This is a genomic window from Algoriphagus marinus, from assembly GCF_001936475.1.
Classification (GTDB): domain Bacteria; phylum Bacteroidota; class Bacteroidia; order Cytophagales; family Cyclobacteriaceae; genus Algoriphagus; species Algoriphagus marinus.
Genome location: NZ_MSPQ01000018.1, coordinates 47,910 through 66,831, shown reverse-complemented (window position 1 = coordinate 66,831; position 18,922 = coordinate 47,910). Strand labels below are relative to the sequence as shown.

Genomic DNA, 18,922 nt, shown 5'->3' with positions numbered 1-18,922 from the left:
GCTCGAATCCAAGATTTTAAAAAAAATAGAAAAAATCAGCCATCGATTTACTTAATCCAAGTTTGATCTTGTATTTTGATCATACAAACATGATTATTTAAGCCTCCTAAAAAATTATTTTTTTAACCATGATTTCATTTTTCCGGAAAATCCGCCAATCCCTTCTTGAGGCTAACACAGTCACGCGTTACTTGGGTTATGCGATTGGGGAGATTGTCTTGGTAGTAATTGGGATTCTTATTGCCTTGCAGATCAATAATAGCAATGAGGCTCGCAAAGCTAGAATTAACGAGCAGGCTGTTTTAAAAAATCTCGTTCAGGATTTAAGGGCAGATTCGCTCTCTTTCCAAGACAACCTTATCACCTTAGCCAAAATAAATAAGCTCCATCAAGTCCTGTATGAAATCGGAGTTAAGGGTATGGACTTGGAGGTCGAAAATCCCAATGCAATCAGGCTCCTGATTTATTATAATCCTATCGCGATAAAGAATGATCCTTTTGTTGCTGACAAAATATCAAATGAGGCTATCAGAAAAGAAATTACCACCTATTCCAGGTACTTAAAAGACCTTGATATTACCTATTTAGAATATGCCGAATTGCTGGAAAAGAGGATTCGGGTCTATTTGGCAGACAAAAAAGCCCTTCAATTATCTTCCTGGTTTGAAAGCACTGATAATAGTGTAAAGGGAGGGACACCGTTTGACTTTGTCAATAGAGAAGAACTTATCCTTCTTTCCAAAACACCCGAATTTCAACAATTGCTTTTGGAAGTTTCTATAAAAACCAAAAACACACAATCAAATATCGAAACAGTCCTAACCCAAAATCAGACATTAAAAGAAGTGATCTTAAAAGAATTAGAAAAATGAGATTCTAACTCTTTAACCAAAATCAAAATGAAACGAATCCTCTCTATCCTTAAAGAAAAGTGGCCGGAATACATTCTGGAAATTCTGGTGATTACCATTGGTATTTTGGGAGCTTTTGCACTGAATAATTGGAATGAAAGTCGATTGAGTGAGCGAGAAGAAAGAATACTGTTATCCAACATTCGAGAGGATCTCATCAATACCATCAAAAAATTTGAAAAGGATACTGTATTCAATGCCCAAAGCATCCGTAATGCAGAAAGGATTGAATATTATATTCATGAAAATCAACCTTATTCCATCGAACTCGATAGTTGTTTTGTAACATTAGGCGGCTGGAAAAGCCCCTATGCAATATCTTCAGCCTATCAATCCCTAAAGTCGCAGGGTATAGATCTCATAGAGAATAAAGCACTTCGAAATTCCATTGTAAGTCTTTACGACGGAATCTTAACTTTTGTAGAAGATGATTATGACCATGTGGAATGGTCTTATTTTGAATCGGTCTTTATGCCCTACTCTTCCAAAAATATTAGAAGAGTTAATGAAGCATCTTTTCCAAGTGCTAGACCAAACGATTTTGAAGCAATCAAAAAAAGTCAAGAATTTCAAAACATCCTGAGCACAATTATCAGGTTTCGAAAAGCAGGAATAGAAGTTTATGGGGATGCAATCGAAGAGATAAAACAGGTGATTGCAATGATAGATCAGGAGTTAAACGAATAAGCAACTAATGAAAAGAATCCTCTCCATCCTTAAAGAAAAATGGCCGGAATACATTCTGGAAATTCTGGTGATTACCATTGGTATTTTAGGCGCTTACGCCTTAAACAGCTGGAATGATCAGAACAAGGCCAAAGCCTTGGAGAAAGAGTATATCAGCAGATTAATTGAGGATTTGGCTAAGGACACGGCCGGCTTCCATATTGAATTAAAAAACACAAAGATTCGATTTGAGGAGTCCCAAGCACTTTATGAAATTGTCATTGCTGAGAAACCTTTTATCCGAGATACCGCAAATTTTTTATTATCTATTCAAACCATCGGACGGACTAATCGACCTGTGATTCACAAGGATACCTTTGAGGATTTGATCAGTACAGGTAATGCGAGCATTATCAGGAACAAAGCGGTTTTTAATGCAACTAGCAGCTATTACGGCAATGTTGCTGAGGACTGGTTTGACGAATACATTGACCGAATGTGGAAAGGCTACCTCCCCAAAGGGATAGATGCTTTACCACTGACCTCCCTACTTCAGGTTCTTTCCGAGGAAATGAGTGTCAGCTTTGGGAACAAGGAAATTATACCCGTCCAACTGAAAGTTTCTGATTCAGAATTCAAGATGATCTTGGACAAAATCAGAAATTCCGAAGAGTTCGAGTTCGAGACCAAGAATATCGTAAGATCCCATCTTTTGCATATCTCTTTTCTTCAGCGGGCTAAAACTGATTCAGAGAAGCTGATGCAAGATCTCTCTGATTACTTAAAAACGCTTTAAACACATGATTTCATTTTTCAGAAAAATCCGCCAAAAACTCCTTTCACAGAATAAGGTAACCCAATATTTAGTCTATGCGATTGGAGAAATATTCTTGGTGGTGATGGGAATATTAATTGCACTTCAGGTGAATAACTGGAATGAACATAGAAAGGCCCAGTCTCAGGAACTGTCTACTATGAAAGAGATCATTGAAAATTTGAAATATGATATACTTAGAAGTCAAGGAAACAGTGCCATGAATTTGGACCGGCTTGTTGGATTGGATTCATTGAGAATCGCAATAAGCAATACAATTGAAGCGAAAGATGAAACAAAATACATCTATTACTTCGCCTTAAAATATGGACAGGACTACAGTCAAGTTACCCTAAATAGAACTGCCTATGACCAATTGATTAATTCAGGAACAATTCAGCTCATTGATAATCGACAATTGGTCCAAGACTTATCGGATTACTACGAAAGGAAATCTTTCGCAGTCCTCGATTATGATCCAGGTGAAGGTTTTGTAGATATGAAGAACATGCAAAAAAAGTTTATCCAGTTTAGAGGATTAGATACTTATATCCAATCCTTTGACTCCATAAATGATAGTAGTTTTGAACCAGGCTATGATTACTCTGATTTACTCCAGCAAAAAGATCTTCAATTGCTACAGCCGGATGAGTTGAAATTGGATGACTATCTCAACGAAATTGCACATTTTCAGATAGATCTAAAGACTTACAATTTTTATATTTCTTGGGCAAAAGAATCCGCTGAAAAACTACTCGAGGATATAGAGAAAGAATACAAGATTGATCATGACCAGAATAATTGACCCTACTTTCCAAGATTTATGCTTTTAAAAAATTAAACCGATGATCTCCTTTTTTCGAAAAATCCGCCAGAAACTACTCAGCCAAAATCAGGTCACACGGTATTTAGTGTATGCCCTAGGTGAGATTTTCCTTGTGGTAATTGGTATTTTGATTGCCTTGCAGATCAATACTTGGAATCAGCAGCGAATTGAGAATAAAGAAGAATTAGAAATTCTTTTAGGGCTAAAAGATGAATTTGAAAATAATCTGGAGGAATTAAACTTTAGTATCACTATCAATACTAAAGTAACTGAGGCATGTTTGCAGCTCACGCAATTAATAAGATCCAATTCTATCGCAGATGATTCTGATTTGTTGGATGACCTGCTCGTGAGGGTTGGTACATTTAATTCTTTTGATGCTCAAACAGGAGTATCTAGTGAAATCGTCAATTCAGGAAAATTAACTCTACTTAAGAATGATGCTTTGCGCACTCAGATTATAAATTGGTTGACACTCTTAATAGATCAGGAAGAAGATATTCTTTTTAGATCTGATAATTATACCATGAACATGATGCCTTTTTTAATGAAACGTTTCCCCTTAGCAAATGGAGAGCTCACTAAAAAACTTCCATTTGACAAGAAAAAATATCTCCAGAACTACGAGGAAAAATCCCCATTTAAGTTCAATATAGCTAAGGAGGAATATTTAGAATTTGAGAATCAAATTTGGCATCACAAGCATAACAATGATTACGTGTCAGTCAACGAATTAAACTTAAAAGACTTTTTAAAAATAACACTTCAGATGATAGAGGAAGAATTGAATAAAAAAATATAGAATGATCTCATTTTTCAGAAAAGTCCGCCAGAAACTCCTAACTCAAAACAAGGTCACTCGCTATTTAGCCTATGCCATAGGTGAAATTTTTTTGGTTGTCATTGGAATTTTGATCGCCCTACAAGTAAACAATTGGAATGAAAGTCGAAAAGAGAGTGCAAGAGAGCGGGAACAATTAATATACGCTTTAGAAAATATTAAAACAGATTCCCTAAGCTTGGATAGTATCATGTCCAGAACAGATAAAATCCTTGCCGTACACAGGGATTTGGTCCTCCTTTCAGAAAATAAAATACCTCTACAATCCATTGGCAACCTTGATTTGATTCGTGCTTCAGAGCCAAATATTTTGACGATCAAAAAAAATAATTCTAACCTTCCCAATGAGGTAAAAGACCAAGAGTTAAAGAAACTGCTCTTGGACCATTACTTGACAATAGAATGGTTGGAAAATACCATTCTCAAACACAATGATATTATTGAGGGAGTAGTGAGACCCTTTATGGCAGAAAAACAACTTTTGAATTTTGGAAAGCAATTAAACACCGACCGCTTGAAATTTGATTTAGTTAACGATGAAAAATTTTTTGAAGAGTTTAAAAATGAAGAACTCAGGCAAATTCTATTCGAATCAGGAGTGAAATTGAGAATAATGAGAACCAATGCTGAAAGAGTCGCAGAAAAAAATGAAAATTTAAAGAGAGCTATTAACGCATATCTAAACAACCGATGATCTCATTTTTTAGAAAAATCCGCCAGAAACTCCTTTCCCAAAATAAAGTGACACGCTACCTGGTCTATGCCTTGGGTGAGATCTTGCTTGTCGTAATCGGAATTCTAATCGCCCTAGAGGTCAATAACCGAAATGAAACTCAAAAGGAAGCAATTAAAGAACAACAGATAATTCAAGCATTACACGCTGAATTTGAGGAAAATTTGAATTCCTTAAACTATGACATTGGTCGAATAAAAAAGATGGTAAGTGCCCAGGAGCTTGTCCTAAGTTTAATAAACTCTAGGGATCTACCTTCAGACGATGAATTGGATAGTCTATTGAGTCTTGCCCTGATCAATATGACATGGAATCCAAGCTCCTATGTACTCAATGATCTCAAAAACTCAGGCCAAATCTCCAAACTCTCTAATCCTCAATTACAGTCCCTTTTATTTGGATGGGAGCGACACTATGAAAATGTGATTGAGTTTGCTGTAGATGATCTTCGAAGTAGCAATTCAATGTTGGAATATATCAAGGAAAACGGCTCTATGAGAAATGTGGATTCCGGATACTTGAAGATTCGAGGAAAACAGTATTCTAGGTCAACATTTGAGTTAAGTAATTCTGTATTATTGTCCGACATCACTTTCGAAAATGTCCTTGATGACAAATACACCACGAGCGTTTTACTTTTAAATGAGTATGAAAATTCGATTGAATTGATTGAAAATATCTTGAAGGCAACTGCTCCTTAATATGATCTCATTTTTCAGAAAAATCCGCCAAAAATTACTTCAGCAAAACCGGGTGACACGATACCTGGTCTATGCTCTTGGGGAAATTGTACTTGTCACCATAGGTATCTTGATAGCTCTGCAAATCAATACCTGGAATGAGCAAAGAAAAGATATCAACAGAGAAAAATTAATCCTTCAAAGCCTGCATTCGGAGTTTGTAGGCAATAAGGAAAAAATACAAGCTAGTATCCAACTGCACGAAGCCATTCTAGGCACCACCAAGGATCTTATGAAACTTTTTAAAAAGCCCGATTCGGTATTGAAAGCTTACAATTTGGATAGTCTCATCGAGCGAAGTCTAGGTTTCCGGGACATTAGTACCTCCCAATCTGCAATTGAAGATTTAATCTCTTCTGGGAATCTTAACCTTATTTCATCCGAAAACTTACGACAGCTAATTTTTGAATGGAACAGTGAGATTGGGGAAAAGGACGAAAGCTTCGAAACCTTGGATGAAACAGCTCAAACATTGCTATTGCCTTATTTGATGAAGAACACTTCCCTGAAAAATATCGACCGCTATGGTTTTTTGAATTGGGAAGAAGAATCAAAATTCGATTCACAGACACATAAAATGTTTCAGGAATTGGAGTTTGAAAACCAACTAGACAGTCATGCCTGGGGAATAGCCAATTATTTGGATGCTTTATATGTACTTCGGGAGATTAGTGATAAAGTTATTTCCGAGACAAACCCTAACCAACTCCCTGAACAGTGATCTCAATCTTCCGCAAAATCCGCCAAAAACTACTCTCACAAAGCAAGATAAGCCGCTATGTTATCTATGCTCTAGGTGAGATTTTTTTGGTGGTGATCGGTATTCTGATTGCCCTACAAGTCAATAATTGGAACCTCGAGCGAACGAATCAAAAAGCCGAAAAAAAGGCCTTGCAGGATTTGAAAGAGGAATTTACAGATCAGGCGAAAAGGCTTGATGACGCCCGGAATAGACGAGAATTATCCATCACTTTTTTTTCAAGGAAACTGGATTTCATGAAATCGGGAATGATTGATTCCTTAATAGCTTATCATCCGATTCTAAACCTTGGAAATACCACCCTTAATGCACCGAACGGTGTAATCAACAGCTTAATTTCCTCCGGACAGATCAATTTGATTTCAAATGATTCCCTCAAATACCGACTTGCTTCCTGGTCGGAGGCAGTGGAGGATGTGCGTGAGGAAGAGGATAATCATTTTCGGTTTGTGGCGACAGAATTTTTGCCCTACCTCGAACGCAATCTGCCCTTGACGATAGTAAATTTTCCAATAACAAATTCAAATTCCGAACGACTTTTCTACACCGAAAATCAAGTGAAAGATTTCTATGCAAAAATGATTCAAGAACTTGAATATCAAAATCTTTGCATTATGAATACCAATTGGAATCAGATTGCAATTTTAGAATACAATGACCTGCAGAAAGACCTGGAGCAAATCCGAAAATTAATCGATCAGGAACTTGGACTGTAAAGTTGCTATTCAACTAATTCTTTTAAATATGATTTCCTTTTTCAGAAAAATTCGCCAAAAACTCCTTTCCCAGAATCGAGTTACCCGTTATTTAGTCTATGCACTCGGGGAAATTGCCTTGGTGATGATTGGTATTCTTCTAGCGCTGCAAGTGAATAACTGGAATGAGGCCAGAAAGGAATCAAGAGAAGAAGAGAGGATTCTTATTAATCTAAACTCAGAGTTTAAAACGAATTTGGATCAATTGAATACCAATTTAGCCTCCACCGATACAGCAAGAGCTGCGGCAAAAAGACTTCTCAATTTAATTAGCAAAACAATCACTAGATCTTATTCCAGCCAAGGCATCGACTCTCTCGTGAGAAAGTCAATTACCAACCCTGCATGGTTTCCGAGTTCCCTATCCCTGGCGGATTTGATCAACTCCGGTAGGATCACCAAGCTGAACAACCCCAACCTAAGGCAACTTATAAATCAATATAATAATCAGCTTGATGCGATAATGAACTATGAAAAACTTAACGCTAATGCGTACGAATATTACATTGACTACATCAAACTGAATGGTAACTTAAGGAGAATAGATCATGTGCTGAATAAGGATCTCGTAGGACCAAGTGGGTTTGCTAAGGATAATACAGCTTTGGTGACCCAACTAGAGTTCGAAAATGCACTAGACGATTATTTTATCTTTCTTGGTATTCGAAGCGAGCTTTATCAAAAAGCAGCGGAACATATTCAAAAGATCCTTGATGAAACTCAACCGAAAAGCCTATGATTAGCTTCCTAAGGAAATTGAGAGACAACAATATAAATTCAAAATACCTGAAGTATGCACTGGGTGAGATCGTACTTGTAGTCTTGGGAATACTGATTGCGCTGAGCATCAATAACTGGAACGAGGAACGAAAAATCAAGATAGCAGAACAGAATATTCTGCAAAACCTGCGTACAGAACTTCTCCTAAATATTCAGAACCTAAAAACCAATATCGCCTATCACGAACTCGCCCATGAATGCAGTGTCAACTTACTTGGCTTATTTGGGACAGATGTCTCTGCTATTCCTACAGTCACTTTGGATACCCTGCTCTTTAATTCTGAGTCTGTGTACACCTTTGAAGTTCGAAACGGCTATATCAAATCCATTATTTCCTCGGGTAATCTCGACTATATCCAAAGTGAAAAATTGAAATCTATGCTGACTTCATTTGAAGGAGAAGTGATTAACGGACTGGAGGAATTTGGCGTGATTCAAAATCTCATTATCAACCGACTTTGGCCGGAAATTGACGGGAAAATCAGCTCCTCTAACCGCGTAGCATCCAATGGCGAATACAAAGATTTTCCTCAAGGAACTTACACTTCGGATTACCCATGGTTTTTTGAAAATAGAGTGGTCGAAGATATCATCAGTAACATCGATTCCTGGAGGATCGATGCGCTGGAAGATGAGAAAGCCTTGTTGGAATTTTTCAAAGAGTTGCTCTCAATTCTGGACCAAGAAATTGAAACAAATACCAAATCCTAACATTATGCAAAGACTTTCCTTTTTACCCCTACTTGGAATCTTGATTGTGGCAGCTTGTACGCAAAGCCTCTCCACAGATTCTGAAATCACAGTATTGCAAGGAGCTACGCTTTTTGATGGTACGGGGAATTCCATTTCCAACAGTGTGATCATTCTTCAGGATGGTAAAATATCAGCCATTGGGGGCGCGGAAATCGAAATCCCTGAAAATGCCAATCTGGTGGATGTTTCAGGAAAGTTTATCACTCCCGGATTGGTCGATGCGCACGTGCACTTTTCCCAAACCGGCTTTTTTGACGGACGTCCTGATGCCTTGGATATTCGGGATACGCTTCGATTTGATAGCCTTCAGGCTAGGTTGAAAAGAAATCCCTTCCCCTATCTCGAAAGCTATCTGCGCTCAGGAGTGACGGCAGTCTATGATGTGGGTGGATATGATTGGACCATTGATCTCTCCAAGTCTGCAGAATCAAATCTGAATGCTCCCCATGTCGCTGCTGCAGGGCCTTTACTTACGCCTTTTAACCAAGAGCGGCTGGATATCTTCAATGTCCCCCCAGACCGACAAATGCTTGCTTTGACTTCCCCTGAATTTGGGCGAGAATATGTACAAAAGAGTACCGCAATGGGATCAACAGGCATTAAAATCTGGAGCTTAAACCTGAAGGACTCCATTTTTATGCAAAGTCTAAGAGCTGTGGCTGAAGAAGTCAAAACCCAGAGAAATCAACTGATCGTCCATGCTACCAATCTGGACGAAGCCAAGGAATCAATTCGATTGGGAGCCAAAGTTTTGGTGCATAGTGTAGATGATCAGGTATTGGATGAGGAGTTTATCCAAATGGCTAAGGAATCAGGAGTTATACTTTGTCCCACTTTGGTGGTTGTTCCGGGCTATTCGATAGCCTTCAAATCACTCCAAGCCGAATTCCCACTAAATGACCCCAATCTGGTGGTAGATTCCGAAACGAGAAATATGTTAGAGGTTTCTCAATCATTTTTCAAATACTACAAAGGCTCGGAAAAATTTGAGGACATGGTCAAGAAGACGGAGGAAGCTGACGAAAAGCTAAAATCCATAATGTACGCCAATCTTATGCTGCTCTATAAGGCTGGGGTTTCCATTGCCCTTTCTACCGATGCAGGAAATCCTGGAACACTCCATGGCCTCTCGATCTACGATGAATTGGAAGCGATGCAAAAAGCTGGGATTCCTGCCAAGGACTTGATACAAATGGCTACCCAAAACGGAGCAAAGGCCATGCGAAGATCGGATGATTTTGGCACCCTGGAGGTGGGCAAAATGGCTGATCTGATTATCCTAGACAAGGACCCCTCAGTTGACGCAAGTAATTTCAGATCCATCACCCATGTCATGCGGGGAGGTTTATTGAGACCAGTCAATGTCCCTTTTGAACAATAATCTCTCATGATCTCCTTCTTCCGAAAAATCCGCCAAAAACTTTTGAGTGAAAATAAGCTCACTCGCTACTTGATTTACGCATTCGGTGAGATCGCATTAGTCATGATAGGAATTCTCTTGGCGCTCCAAGTCAACAATTGGAATGAGGACAGAAAAGGCCAAAAGAAGGAGGAGGCATTTCTAAGTCAACTTCAAATTGAATTTGTTGAAAACAAAGCGCAGTTTGAAAAAATTACCGCTTTTCATGTCAAATCCTTAAAGAGTTGTGAATGGATGCTAAGCAATCAACCCTTTAAGACTGTCTCTCTTGATTCACTCCGGTATCATTCACTCTGGTCCAGGACCTCTTACACCTTTGATCCTTCTCAGAGTAGCATTGTGTCTTTGGTGAATACAGGGGCGATTGAACTTATTCAGGATGAAGAGCTTCGGGCCACTTTGGTGGCTTGGCCTGATTTGATGGTCGATTATTTGGAAGAAGAAAAAGAAATGCGAGCATTTACTGTCAATCATGTCATCCCCTTTACCTTAGATCATTTTAAATTGTACACTGAGGAGGAACGATTTGACGCAGTGCTCGACTTTGACCAAAAGCAACTGGATAAATATCTGAATCTGATTGCCAGAAAAAAACGAATGCTTCAGGCCATCCTTACGGGATTAGCAGACCAAGAAAATGCAGACAGCAAAAATGAAAATAACCAGGTAGTAGAGGCAATGGATTTAATCATCGCAAAAACTAAGTCAAAAGAATAAACATGATTTCATTTTTTAGAAAAATCCGCCAGAAACTTCTCACTCAAAACAGGGTCACTCGCTACCTAGTCTATGCCTTTGGAGAAATACTCCTTGTCGTTATCGGGATTTTGATTGCGCTTCAATTAAATATTCAAAAAGAGTTGGCTGAAGAAAAAAAAGAAACGGAGCAGCTTTTAATTGGGGTTCAATCAGATTTGAAATTGGAAGCTAAGCGTATTGATTTTCTGATTGGTTATTATGGGGAAGTTACGGATGGTATTCAAAAAATCCTTTTGAACTACCAAGGAAAGGAAGTCAATACCAATAAAGAGCTCGGCGAATATTTCCTGAAGACATTTGAATTCAGAAAATTTTCAAAGTTTAATACCAGCTACCAGACACTTTACGGAAGTGGTCTTCTTCAAGAAATTGAAGACAAAAAACTATCCGAGGAAATCATTACTTACTATTCCGTGCAATATTTAGAGTGGTCTCTAGAGATTTATCAACAAAAAGCCGGTGCGTTTAATTTTAACAATACTCCACAATTTGATCCTCTGGATAAACTACAGCCAAGCACTTATTATCAATCCATTCCCAATTTCCGATTGGAGCTTGAGGACAATTTTAAAACAGATTTTAAAGAATTTATCAAAGAACCTGAAGTATTAAACTTCCTCGTAGATCTTTTGCACCAGAGTGAACTGGTTTTTAGCAACCTCAAAACCTATGAGGAATCCAATCTCACCTTATCAAACCGAGTACAAAAATACCTTGAGCAATGATCTCATTCTTCCGCAAAATCCGTCAAAAACTCCTCTCCCAAAACAGGGTCACACGCTACCTGGCTTATGCCATCGGGGAAATAGTTTTGGTGGAGCGAATAATAGTATGTCCCGTTAGGGACTCAGGATGGGTAGCATTTTAATAGGTGATTTTTGCCATTGTGCCGTCAGGTACAACATATAAATCGACTATGCTAAATTCCAATAAAATTGACTTCCGGGAGCTATTTATTTTCAAACTCATGCTTAAGGATTGATTATTTTTCTTTTCATGTAGCGTACCTACGGCACGCTTGGTTATTTCTATTTGCCTTTTCTACCCATTGATAATCCCTATGGGATTAACTGTTCCAACCCTAATTAAAATTCTTTATTTTTAGCCAGTTATGATCTCATTTTTTAGAAAAATCCGCCAAAAACTCCTCTCCCAAAACAGGGTCACACGCTACTTGTCTTATGCCATCGGAGAAATTGTTTTGGGTGAGCGAATAATAGTATGTCCCGTTAGGGACTCACTATCGGTAGCACTTCAAAAAGTATATTTTTACAATTGTGCCGTTAGGTACAACATATAAAATGGCTATGGCTAATACTTATACACAAATTCACATTCAAGCAGTATTTGCGGTACAAAATCGCCAAAGCCTCATTTCAGAGGAATGGAAAGATCAGCTTTACCGATACATCACCGGAATAATTCAGCAAAATGGCCACAAATTGCTTCAAATTAATGGAATGCCTGACCACATTCACCTCCTTTTCGGAATGAGACCAATTCAATCCCTGTCGGAATTGATGAAGCAGGTAAAGCAGGATTCATCCAAATGGATTAATCTAAATAAATTATCAACCGGGAAATTCTCTTGGCAGGAAGGCTATGGAGCTTTTTCCTATTCAAAAAGTCAAGTTCCTAGGGTCATCCAATATATTCAGAATCAGCAAGTTCACCATAAAAAGCAGTCTTTTGCAGAGGAATTTCATTCAATGCTAAAAACCCACGAAATTGAGTTCGATGAGCGATTTATTTTCAAATCGATTGATGCTTAAGGATGGATTATTTCTCTTTGTATATGGCGTACCTACGGCACGCTTGGTTATTTCTATTTGGGATTTCTACCCATTGGAAATCCCTACGGGATAATTAAACATGCATAAATTCAACAGACTCTAATTTTTCAAAAATAATGATCTCATTCTTCCGCAAAATCCGCCAAAAACTCCTTTCCCAAAATAGGGTCACCCGATACCTTGTCTATGCCTTTGGTGAAATCTTCTTGGTCGTCATCGGGATTTTGATCGCGCTTCAGGTAAATAATTGGAATGAGGAAAGAAAACAAAAGCTTTCCATGGATTCCGCGATCAACTCATTGATCGAGGATTTCAGATTGGATTCTTTACAGTTAAATAATGAAATTGCTGGAATCAAAAGGGATTTGGAAAGATTGGATGGATTTAGAATACGGCTTTCCAAGCCAAACAGTACCGTCGATACGCTCCGACACATTGCCCGATATGAATATCTCCCATTCTTTGACCCTAGTAATGAAAGAAACAGAAACACTATTGTCTCCCTTCTAAGTACAGGGAGCATTGGTTATTTTGATGAAGAGGTCAAGAAAAAAATCCTGAAATTCAATACCGAGCAACTCAAACAAATCAAAGTCATGGATGAAAACGTCAGCATCTTTCTTGATCTCCAAAATTCCTTTGGAGAAGGTATGGGAGGACAAAGCGAAAATGCCCATCCTATGATTCAATCGATAGCCATTACTGGTCCTTTAGCGGACCTTTATTGGGAAAATAAAGACGATAAAGAATTGCTAAACTTTATGCTCAATACGATTTCAGGAAAAATGCTCATGCAAAAAATAATCCTTAATTCTAAACTTCGACTTCTGGAAAAGACCAATGAGATGCTTGATTTTTTACAAAACTCTAAAAATTAAACATGCTTAAATTTTTCAGATCTATCCGAAATTCCCTATTGCAGGAAGGCAAAACAGGCAAGTATATAAAATACGCAGCTGGAGAAATCATATTGGTCACCATTGGGATCTTAATAGCCCTTCAAGTCAATACCTGGAAGGAAGAGCGAGCGAATGCTCAAAGAGAAACCTCTTTCTATCAATCCATTTTGGTCGATTTGGAAAACGATCAGCAGAAAATGGAATCCTTTACCAAATTTTACCAAAATCGAATTGAAAATCTCACTTGGCTTCTGACCCAAATCAGAAATCCGGCACAGCCAATTTCCGCAGAAGAATTTGGGAAACATACCGAACCTTTATATTACAATGAATCAGCCATAAGCTTTGATGCTAGTTTTGAAGCGGCTAAAAGCGCAGGAGCCTTCGATAATTTTTCCAACAAGCTACTCCTCAAGAAACTTGTTGAATATTACTCCAACTTTAAAGAGTTTGAGGGTGTGATCACCTCCATTTTGCGGACTATAGAAACTAACTTTGAACCCTTGATGGCTGGAGTTCCTAATAACTTTTTGGAGAAAGAATCCGCAGAGCAGGTTTTGATTAGTGAGGGAAATTCAGATTTCTATTCCCTCTTGGAATCTATTCAGGATCAAAGAGGAATTGACCCCGAAAAGGAAATCAATGCCTTTTTGCAAAACACAAAATTTGAATCCTACGTAATCGGCGACTTGGGTCGGACATTTAATATTATGGGTCAGTTGGAAGCAAGGACCTTGCAATTGAAGTCCCTTAAAGAAGAAATAAACCAGCACCTCAATGATTAGTTTTTTCCGCAAAATCCGTCAAAAACTCATGCAGCAAAACAGGGTCACGCAATACCTGGCTTATGCCATTGGTGAGATTTTTTTGGTGACAATAGGGATACTTATTGCGCTCCAAATCAATGACTGGAATGAAAATCGGAAAGAGAAAGCCTACCTCCGTAAAGTATATACTCAAATCCGGCAGGATCTTCAGAATGATACGCTCAATTTGCGGGTTTCCATCGAAGATTTAGAAGCTAAAAATGCCCGGATTACTGAAATTATTGAACGCACAATCCCGGTTTCCTATTACGATACCCTTAGCGAAGCCAATTATCAAGATTGTGTAAAGTGCGTAAGCGACATTACGAATCTTGAGCCTTTTCAATATTTGGATAAAGGTTACCAGTTATTAAAAGCTGTCAATACTGCCCAAAACTTTGAGCAAGATTCGCTTAACAATACCATCATCCAATTTTATTCAGAATACCTTCCTGTGGTTGATGAATCACAAAACCTACTTATAGACCTTTCCAAAAGTACTTTAGCCGGATATCAGCAATACGACTGGTTTATCAGCTACGCGGATTTTGGAAGAAAAACCTATAACAAGGAATTCATTCAGTACATTTTTGAAAGCGAAAAACACCGCAGGGCCAGTGCACACTATTTGATTTTCTCTAAGTTCGGACTTAGAATTTTACGGGAGTACAGGGATAACTCCATTCAGATTCTTCAATTTATTGATGAAAAATTAGCCGAATAACATGATCTCCTTTTTCACAAAAATCCGCTGAAAACTTGTCTCTCAAAATTGAGTGAGCGAGTTCTTAGGCTATGCCATCGAGGAAATTATTTTGGGCAGATTGGGATTTTACTTTCCCTTCAAGTCAAAAACTTTTGATACTTCACGAAACCACCGTTTTACATTTTCAGAAATTAGATTTTTTCAAGATTAGACACTTCACCCGTTGGAGCAAATTATTTGAAATTATGAGCGAATTTCTGGTGGGTTTGTATCCAAGAATTTGTATTTTGTCAATGCCGAACTGAACTTTTACTGGTTATAATTCAGGGATTTTCTAGGATTTGAATCATTCAATCTTGTCAGGCTGCGCCTTTGAGAGTCAACATCGCTTACCATATTTAGGATGTTGAGATCAAAGTTTTTTTAAAAATGATTACCAAACGTGATTGATCGATGGAGTTGAAAAAGGGCTCCTGCTATCATGACGATTTAGAATGCTGAAATGAAAATTACCGAAAACCGTAAAGTAGCATTTTCCCAATGGCTCAAAACCACATTGAATAGCTTTTTGAATGGTAACCCTGCTTTTTGCCCCATTTTAATTTTCTTCGGATTCTACCCTACCTAAATGGACCAAGGAATCGATCCAATGCTCGTAAAAAATAGATTCAAATTTAAACTGATGATACGATGATTAAATACTTTTTCAAATTCTACACCGCTTCTAGTATTCTAATACTGAGCTTATTCAGCATTAATTCTTTCGCGCAGATCAATGCCTCCAAAGGCGTTCCTAGCTTTACTAATTATATAGTAGGAGATCTAAGTGCAACTGGGCAGCAGGTTTGGGATGTAGGTCAGGATAAATTTGGATTTATCTACACTGGAACAAGTAGTGGCTTGCAAAAATTTGATGGTGTAAGCTGGGAATTGCTTACCTCACCCATACAGGATTTTAATACCAATGTCCGGGCTACTTATCTCTCATCTACTGGAACGTATTATTATGGTTCTTTAGGAGATTTCGGATATGTGACCAATGATTCATTGGGAAATACTATTCTTAAATCGGTCAAAGTAGGCTTGCCAGAAGAATTTGTATTCAATGATATCTGGACCATAAGAGAAGTCGGAGGAGATATTTATTTTCAGTCAAGAGAGGCTATTTTTATCTATACTCCTCAGGCCGAAAACACCGGAAGCAGTATTCGAATCTGGAAACCTGATACAGAATTCATGTATGGGTTTGTTTTTGAGGGCAAGTACTATGCCCATCAAATGAATCTTGGACTATTTATAGAAAATAATAAGACGCTGGAGCTGATTCCTGGAAGTGAGTTTTTAGGTGAAGAACGGGTCCAGGTGCTTTTACCCTACAAGCAACCAGGAGAGTTTTTAGTGGGAGCTTTTGCTGGTGGGCTATATCATTTTGATGGAGAAAATTTTAAACCTTTTAAAACTGAGATCGACTATCTTCTTCAAACCAGGAGTCTATACAAAGCATTGGCTTTACCCAATGATACCTATGCTTTAAGTGTTTTAGGTCATGGTTTTTTTATTATTGATCAGGAGGGAAAAGTGCTTTCTCAGTTTACAACAAAAAATTCCATCACTGATCAAAGCGTCTATTCCTTTCATTTGGATAATACCCAAAATCTTTGGGTAGGAACAAATGCAGGCCTTTCTAAAATCGAATTGTTTTCGCCGGTAACGCGATTTGATTCGGATCAATATGAGGTAGGAAATCTACTTTCGCTCAATGCATTTGGGGATGATTTATACATTGGAGGATCGACAACCGTACTGTATATCGATCATACTGATGGGGTGATCAAGCCAGTGAAAAACTTACCCATTACCCAAGTTTTTGACATAGCTGAAGATGGGGATCAAGTGATTGCCACGGGTGTTGGTCTCTACGAGATTAAAAAGGATTTCGCCACGCTAATCCCAGAAACCGAATCATTTCAAACGCTGAAAGTCGTTATTTCCCAAAAGCATCCAGGATATTTATTTGCCAGTGGAAACTATGGAATTCAAGTTTTTAAGAGAGCAAAGACTGGGTTTGGAAATTATAAGTATGAATCTATAGGACCAATTTCAGATGTAAAACGCTCTGTTTATTCTTTAGTAGAAGATGAATTAGGGGAAATATGGGGAGGAACACAGGCGGGTACTTTATATCGAATTCAAATCCCAAAAACAGCCTCAGGAAATTTGGATGTCCCCAATTCCAAGGTGATGGAGTTCAGTGAAAAAGAGGGTGTTCGAGGTCTTTCAGGTCAAACGGTCAATATAAGCGGGAAGGTCTATACATCCGGAATTGATGGCTTTTATTATTTCGATCATGCCTCCGAATCTTTCATTAGGGATGAGGTATTTAGTTTTTCGGATGAGGTGGCTAAGATCAATTTAGATACCTATGGGCTTGGTGCAAACCAATACGGAAACGTGACACTTGACTTTAGAGGAGAAAAAAGACTAGCCATACTTCAACCTGACAGCAGCTATACCTTACAGGAATATCCATACAATTTGATTACTGCTAGTTTTGCAGGTTCATGGTATACGGAGCCGAATGGTATTTTTTGGTTCGGTACTGATGAAGGACTTTTGAGGGTAAATCCAAAAAGCAATTATAAAACTGATTATCCGACTCCCTTGTATTTTAATGCTGTCGTCTCAGGGGAAAATAAATTAGTAATGCCGGAATTTTTTGGGGAAAATATCCCTGAGCTTCAGTACAAAGGCAATAAGATTAGCTTCAGTTATGTCTCTCCATTTTTCGTCAAAGAAAACAGGATGCAATATCAAACCTTTCTGGAGGGGCTGGATGAGGAATGGAGCGAATGGGAAACAAAGACCAACCGTGAATTCAGCAATCTCCCTTATGGAACCTATACTTTTAGAGTACGGGCAAAAAACACCTTCAATACCATTTCGGATGAAATCGCTTACGAATTTGTGATTCTTCCTCCTTGGTATGCGACCTGGTGGGCTTTCCTTCTTTATTTTATCGCCTTTGGATTGTTGGTTTATGGACTTGTGAAATTTCAAACCGGTCGTGTCCTCGCGAGAGAAAAGAATAAAAATCGAGATAAGGAGCTGGCACATGCAAAGGAAATCGAAAAGGCATACGAAGACCTTAAAAATACCCAATCGCAATTGGTCCATGCTGAAAAAATGGCCTCACTTGGTGAGCTCACCGCCGGGATAGCACATGAGATTCAGAATCCATTGAATTTCGTAAATAACTTTTCAGAAGTCAGTGAAGAACTCATTGATGAAATGAGGGAAGAGATCGAAAAAGGGAATATGAAAATGGTGGTCGAAATATCCAATGACCTGAAGGAAAACCTAAGCAAGATCAAACACCATGGAAAGCGTGCAGACCGCATCGTAAAGGGAATGCTTGAGCATAGTCGAAGTAATGCCAACGATAAAAAACCTACTAATATTAATGCCCTCGCAGAGGAGTTTTTACGCTTGAGTTATCATGGACTTCGGGCCAAAGACAAGAGTTTTTCTGCTGACTTTGATTCGGAATTGGATTACAATATTCCTCAGGCGAATGTAGTGGCTCAGGATATCGGCCGAGTGATTTTGAACCTGATCAATAATGCCTTTTATGCAGTAGGCAAAAAATCAACAGAAAGTAAAGAAGCGGGAGATGAAAGCTACCAACCGAAAGTAATCGTCCAAACGCGCCAAGTCGAACTGGCGGGTGTAGCCGGAGGGGTGGAAATATGCATCAAAGACAACGGGGGCGGCATACCCAAAGCGATTAAAGATAAAATCTTTCAGCCTTTCTTTACCACCAAACCTACCGGATCAGGTACTGGCCTTGGCTTATCACTAAGCTATGATATTATCAAAGCCCACGGTGGTGATCTTAGAGTAAAAAGCATTGAAGGAGAGGGCACAGAAATGATCATCTTTTTACCCATAGAAGTCAAGTAA

Annotated in this window: 20 protein-coding genes; all 20 read left to right on the top strand. The window is 38.5% G+C overall.

The window, feature by feature from the left end:
- Positions 1-128 precede the first annotated feature (128 nt).
- The 20 genes from BVC88_RS20095 (at position 129) to BVC88_RS20000 (ending at position 18,922) form a co-directional block, all read left to right on the top strand.
- Entirely contained in the window at positions 129-872 is a 744-nt protein-coding gene (locus BVC88_RS20095) for a DUF6090 family protein (protein ID WP_075352531.1), read from the top strand.
- 27 nt (positions 873-899) lie between these two features.
- Positions 900-1,598: a DUF6090 family protein gene (locus BVC88_RS20090; protein ID WP_075352530.1), complete on the top strand. Its 699-nt coding sequence runs from the start codon at positions 900-902 to the stop codon at positions 1,596-1,598.
- Positions 1,599-1,605: 7 nt separating this feature from the next.
- Complete coding sequence (locus tag BVC88_RS20085) at positions 1,606-2,373, top strand: hypothetical protein (RefSeq protein ID WP_075352529.1); 768 nt, start codon at positions 1,606-1,608, stop codon at positions 2,371-2,373.
- Positions 2,374-2,377: 4 nt separating this feature from the next.
- Positions 2,378-3,196, top strand: coding sequence for a DUF6090 family protein (locus BVC88_RS20080; protein WP_075352528.1), 819 nt, complete (start codon positions 2,378-2,380; stop codon positions 3,194-3,196).
- A gap of 40 nt (positions 3,197-3,236) precedes the next feature.
- On the top strand, positions 3,237-4,019 hold the full coding sequence (locus BVC88_RS20075; RefSeq protein ID WP_075352527.1) for a DUF6090 family protein: 783 nt from the start codon (positions 3,237-3,239) through the stop codon (positions 4,017-4,019).
- Position 4,020: 1 nt separating this feature from the next.
- A complete protein-coding gene (locus BVC88_RS20070; protein WP_075352526.1) occupies positions 4,021-4,752 on the top strand; it encodes a DUF6090 family protein in 732 nt (243 codons plus the stop codon).
- A complete protein-coding gene (locus tag BVC88_RS20065; protein WP_075352525.1) occupies positions 4,749-5,492 on the top strand; it encodes a DUF6090 family protein in 744 nt (247 codons plus the stop codon). Before BVC88_RS20070 ends, BVC88_RS20065 begins: the two co-directional genes overlap by 4 nt.
- A 1-nt stretch (position 5,493) precedes the next feature.
- Entirely contained in the window at positions 5,494-6,252 is a 759-nt protein-coding gene (locus BVC88_RS20060; protein WP_075352524.1) for a DUF6090 family protein, read from the top strand.
- Positions 6,249-7,007 carry a DUF6090 family protein gene (locus BVC88_RS20055; protein WP_075352523.1) on the top strand — a complete coding sequence of 253 codons (759 nt, stop codon included), beginning with the start codon at positions 6,249-6,251 and terminating at the stop codon, positions 7,005-7,007. Before BVC88_RS20060 ends, BVC88_RS20055 begins: the two co-directional genes overlap by 4 nt.
- A gap of 28 nt (positions 7,008-7,035) precedes the next feature.
- Complete coding sequence (locus BVC88_RS20050; protein ID WP_075352522.1) at positions 7,036-7,785, top strand: DUF6090 family protein; 750 nt, start codon at positions 7,036-7,038, stop codon at positions 7,783-7,785.
- Positions 7,782-8,537, top strand: a complete 756-nt coding sequence (locus tag BVC88_RS21430) for a DUF6090 family protein (protein ID WP_075352521.1) — start codon at positions 7,782-7,784, stop codon at positions 8,535-8,537. Before BVC88_RS20050 ends, BVC88_RS21430 begins: the two co-directional genes overlap by 4 nt.
- 4 nt (positions 8,538-8,541) lie before the next feature.
- A complete protein-coding gene (locus tag BVC88_RS20040) occupies positions 8,542-9,960 on the top strand; it encodes an amidohydrolase family protein (protein ID WP_175574461.1) in 1,419 nt (472 codons plus the stop codon).
- Between the two features lie 6 nt (positions 9,961-9,966).
- Positions 9,967-10,716 (top strand): DUF6090 family protein, encoded by a 750-nt coding sequence (locus tag BVC88_RS20035; RefSeq protein ID WP_075352519.1) that lies wholly within the window; start codon positions 9,967-9,969, stop codon positions 10,714-10,716.
- A 2-nt stretch (positions 10,717-10,718) separates the two neighbouring features.
- Positions 10,719-11,483 (top strand): hypothetical protein, encoded by a 765-nt coding sequence (locus BVC88_RS20030; RefSeq protein WP_075352518.1) that lies wholly within the window; start codon positions 10,719-10,721, stop codon positions 11,481-11,483.
- On the top strand, positions 11,480-11,626 hold the full coding sequence (locus BVC88_RS21425; protein ID WP_175574460.1) for a hypothetical protein: 147 nt from the start codon (positions 11,480-11,482) through the stop codon (positions 11,624-11,626). Before BVC88_RS20030 ends, BVC88_RS21425 begins: the two co-directional genes overlap by 4 nt.
- Positions 11,627-12,065: 439 nt before the next feature.
- A complete protein-coding gene (gene tnpA / locus BVC88_RS20025; RefSeq protein ID WP_075352537.1) occupies positions 12,066-12,530 on the top strand; it encodes an IS200/IS605 family transposase in 465 nt (154 codons plus the stop codon).
- Between the two features lie 137 nt (positions 12,531-12,667).
- Positions 12,668-13,429, top strand: coding sequence for a DUF6090 family protein (locus BVC88_RS20020; protein WP_075352517.1), 762 nt, complete (start codon positions 12,668-12,670; stop codon positions 13,427-13,429).
- A gap of 2 nt (positions 13,430-13,431) precedes the next feature.
- Entirely contained in the window at positions 13,432-14,235 is an 804-nt protein-coding gene (locus BVC88_RS20015; protein WP_075352516.1) for a DUF6090 family protein, read from the top strand.
- Positions 14,228-14,980: a DUF6090 family protein gene (locus BVC88_RS20010; RefSeq protein WP_075352515.1), complete on the top strand. Its 753-nt coding sequence runs from the start codon at positions 14,228-14,230 to the stop codon at positions 14,978-14,980. The genes BVC88_RS20015 and BVC88_RS20010 overlap by 8 nt, the downstream gene beginning before the upstream one ends.
- Before the next feature lie 672 nt (positions 14,981-15,652).
- A complete protein-coding gene (locus tag BVC88_RS20000; protein WP_075352513.1) occupies positions 15,653-18,922 on the top strand; it encodes a sensor histidine kinase in 3,270 nt (1,089 codons plus the stop codon).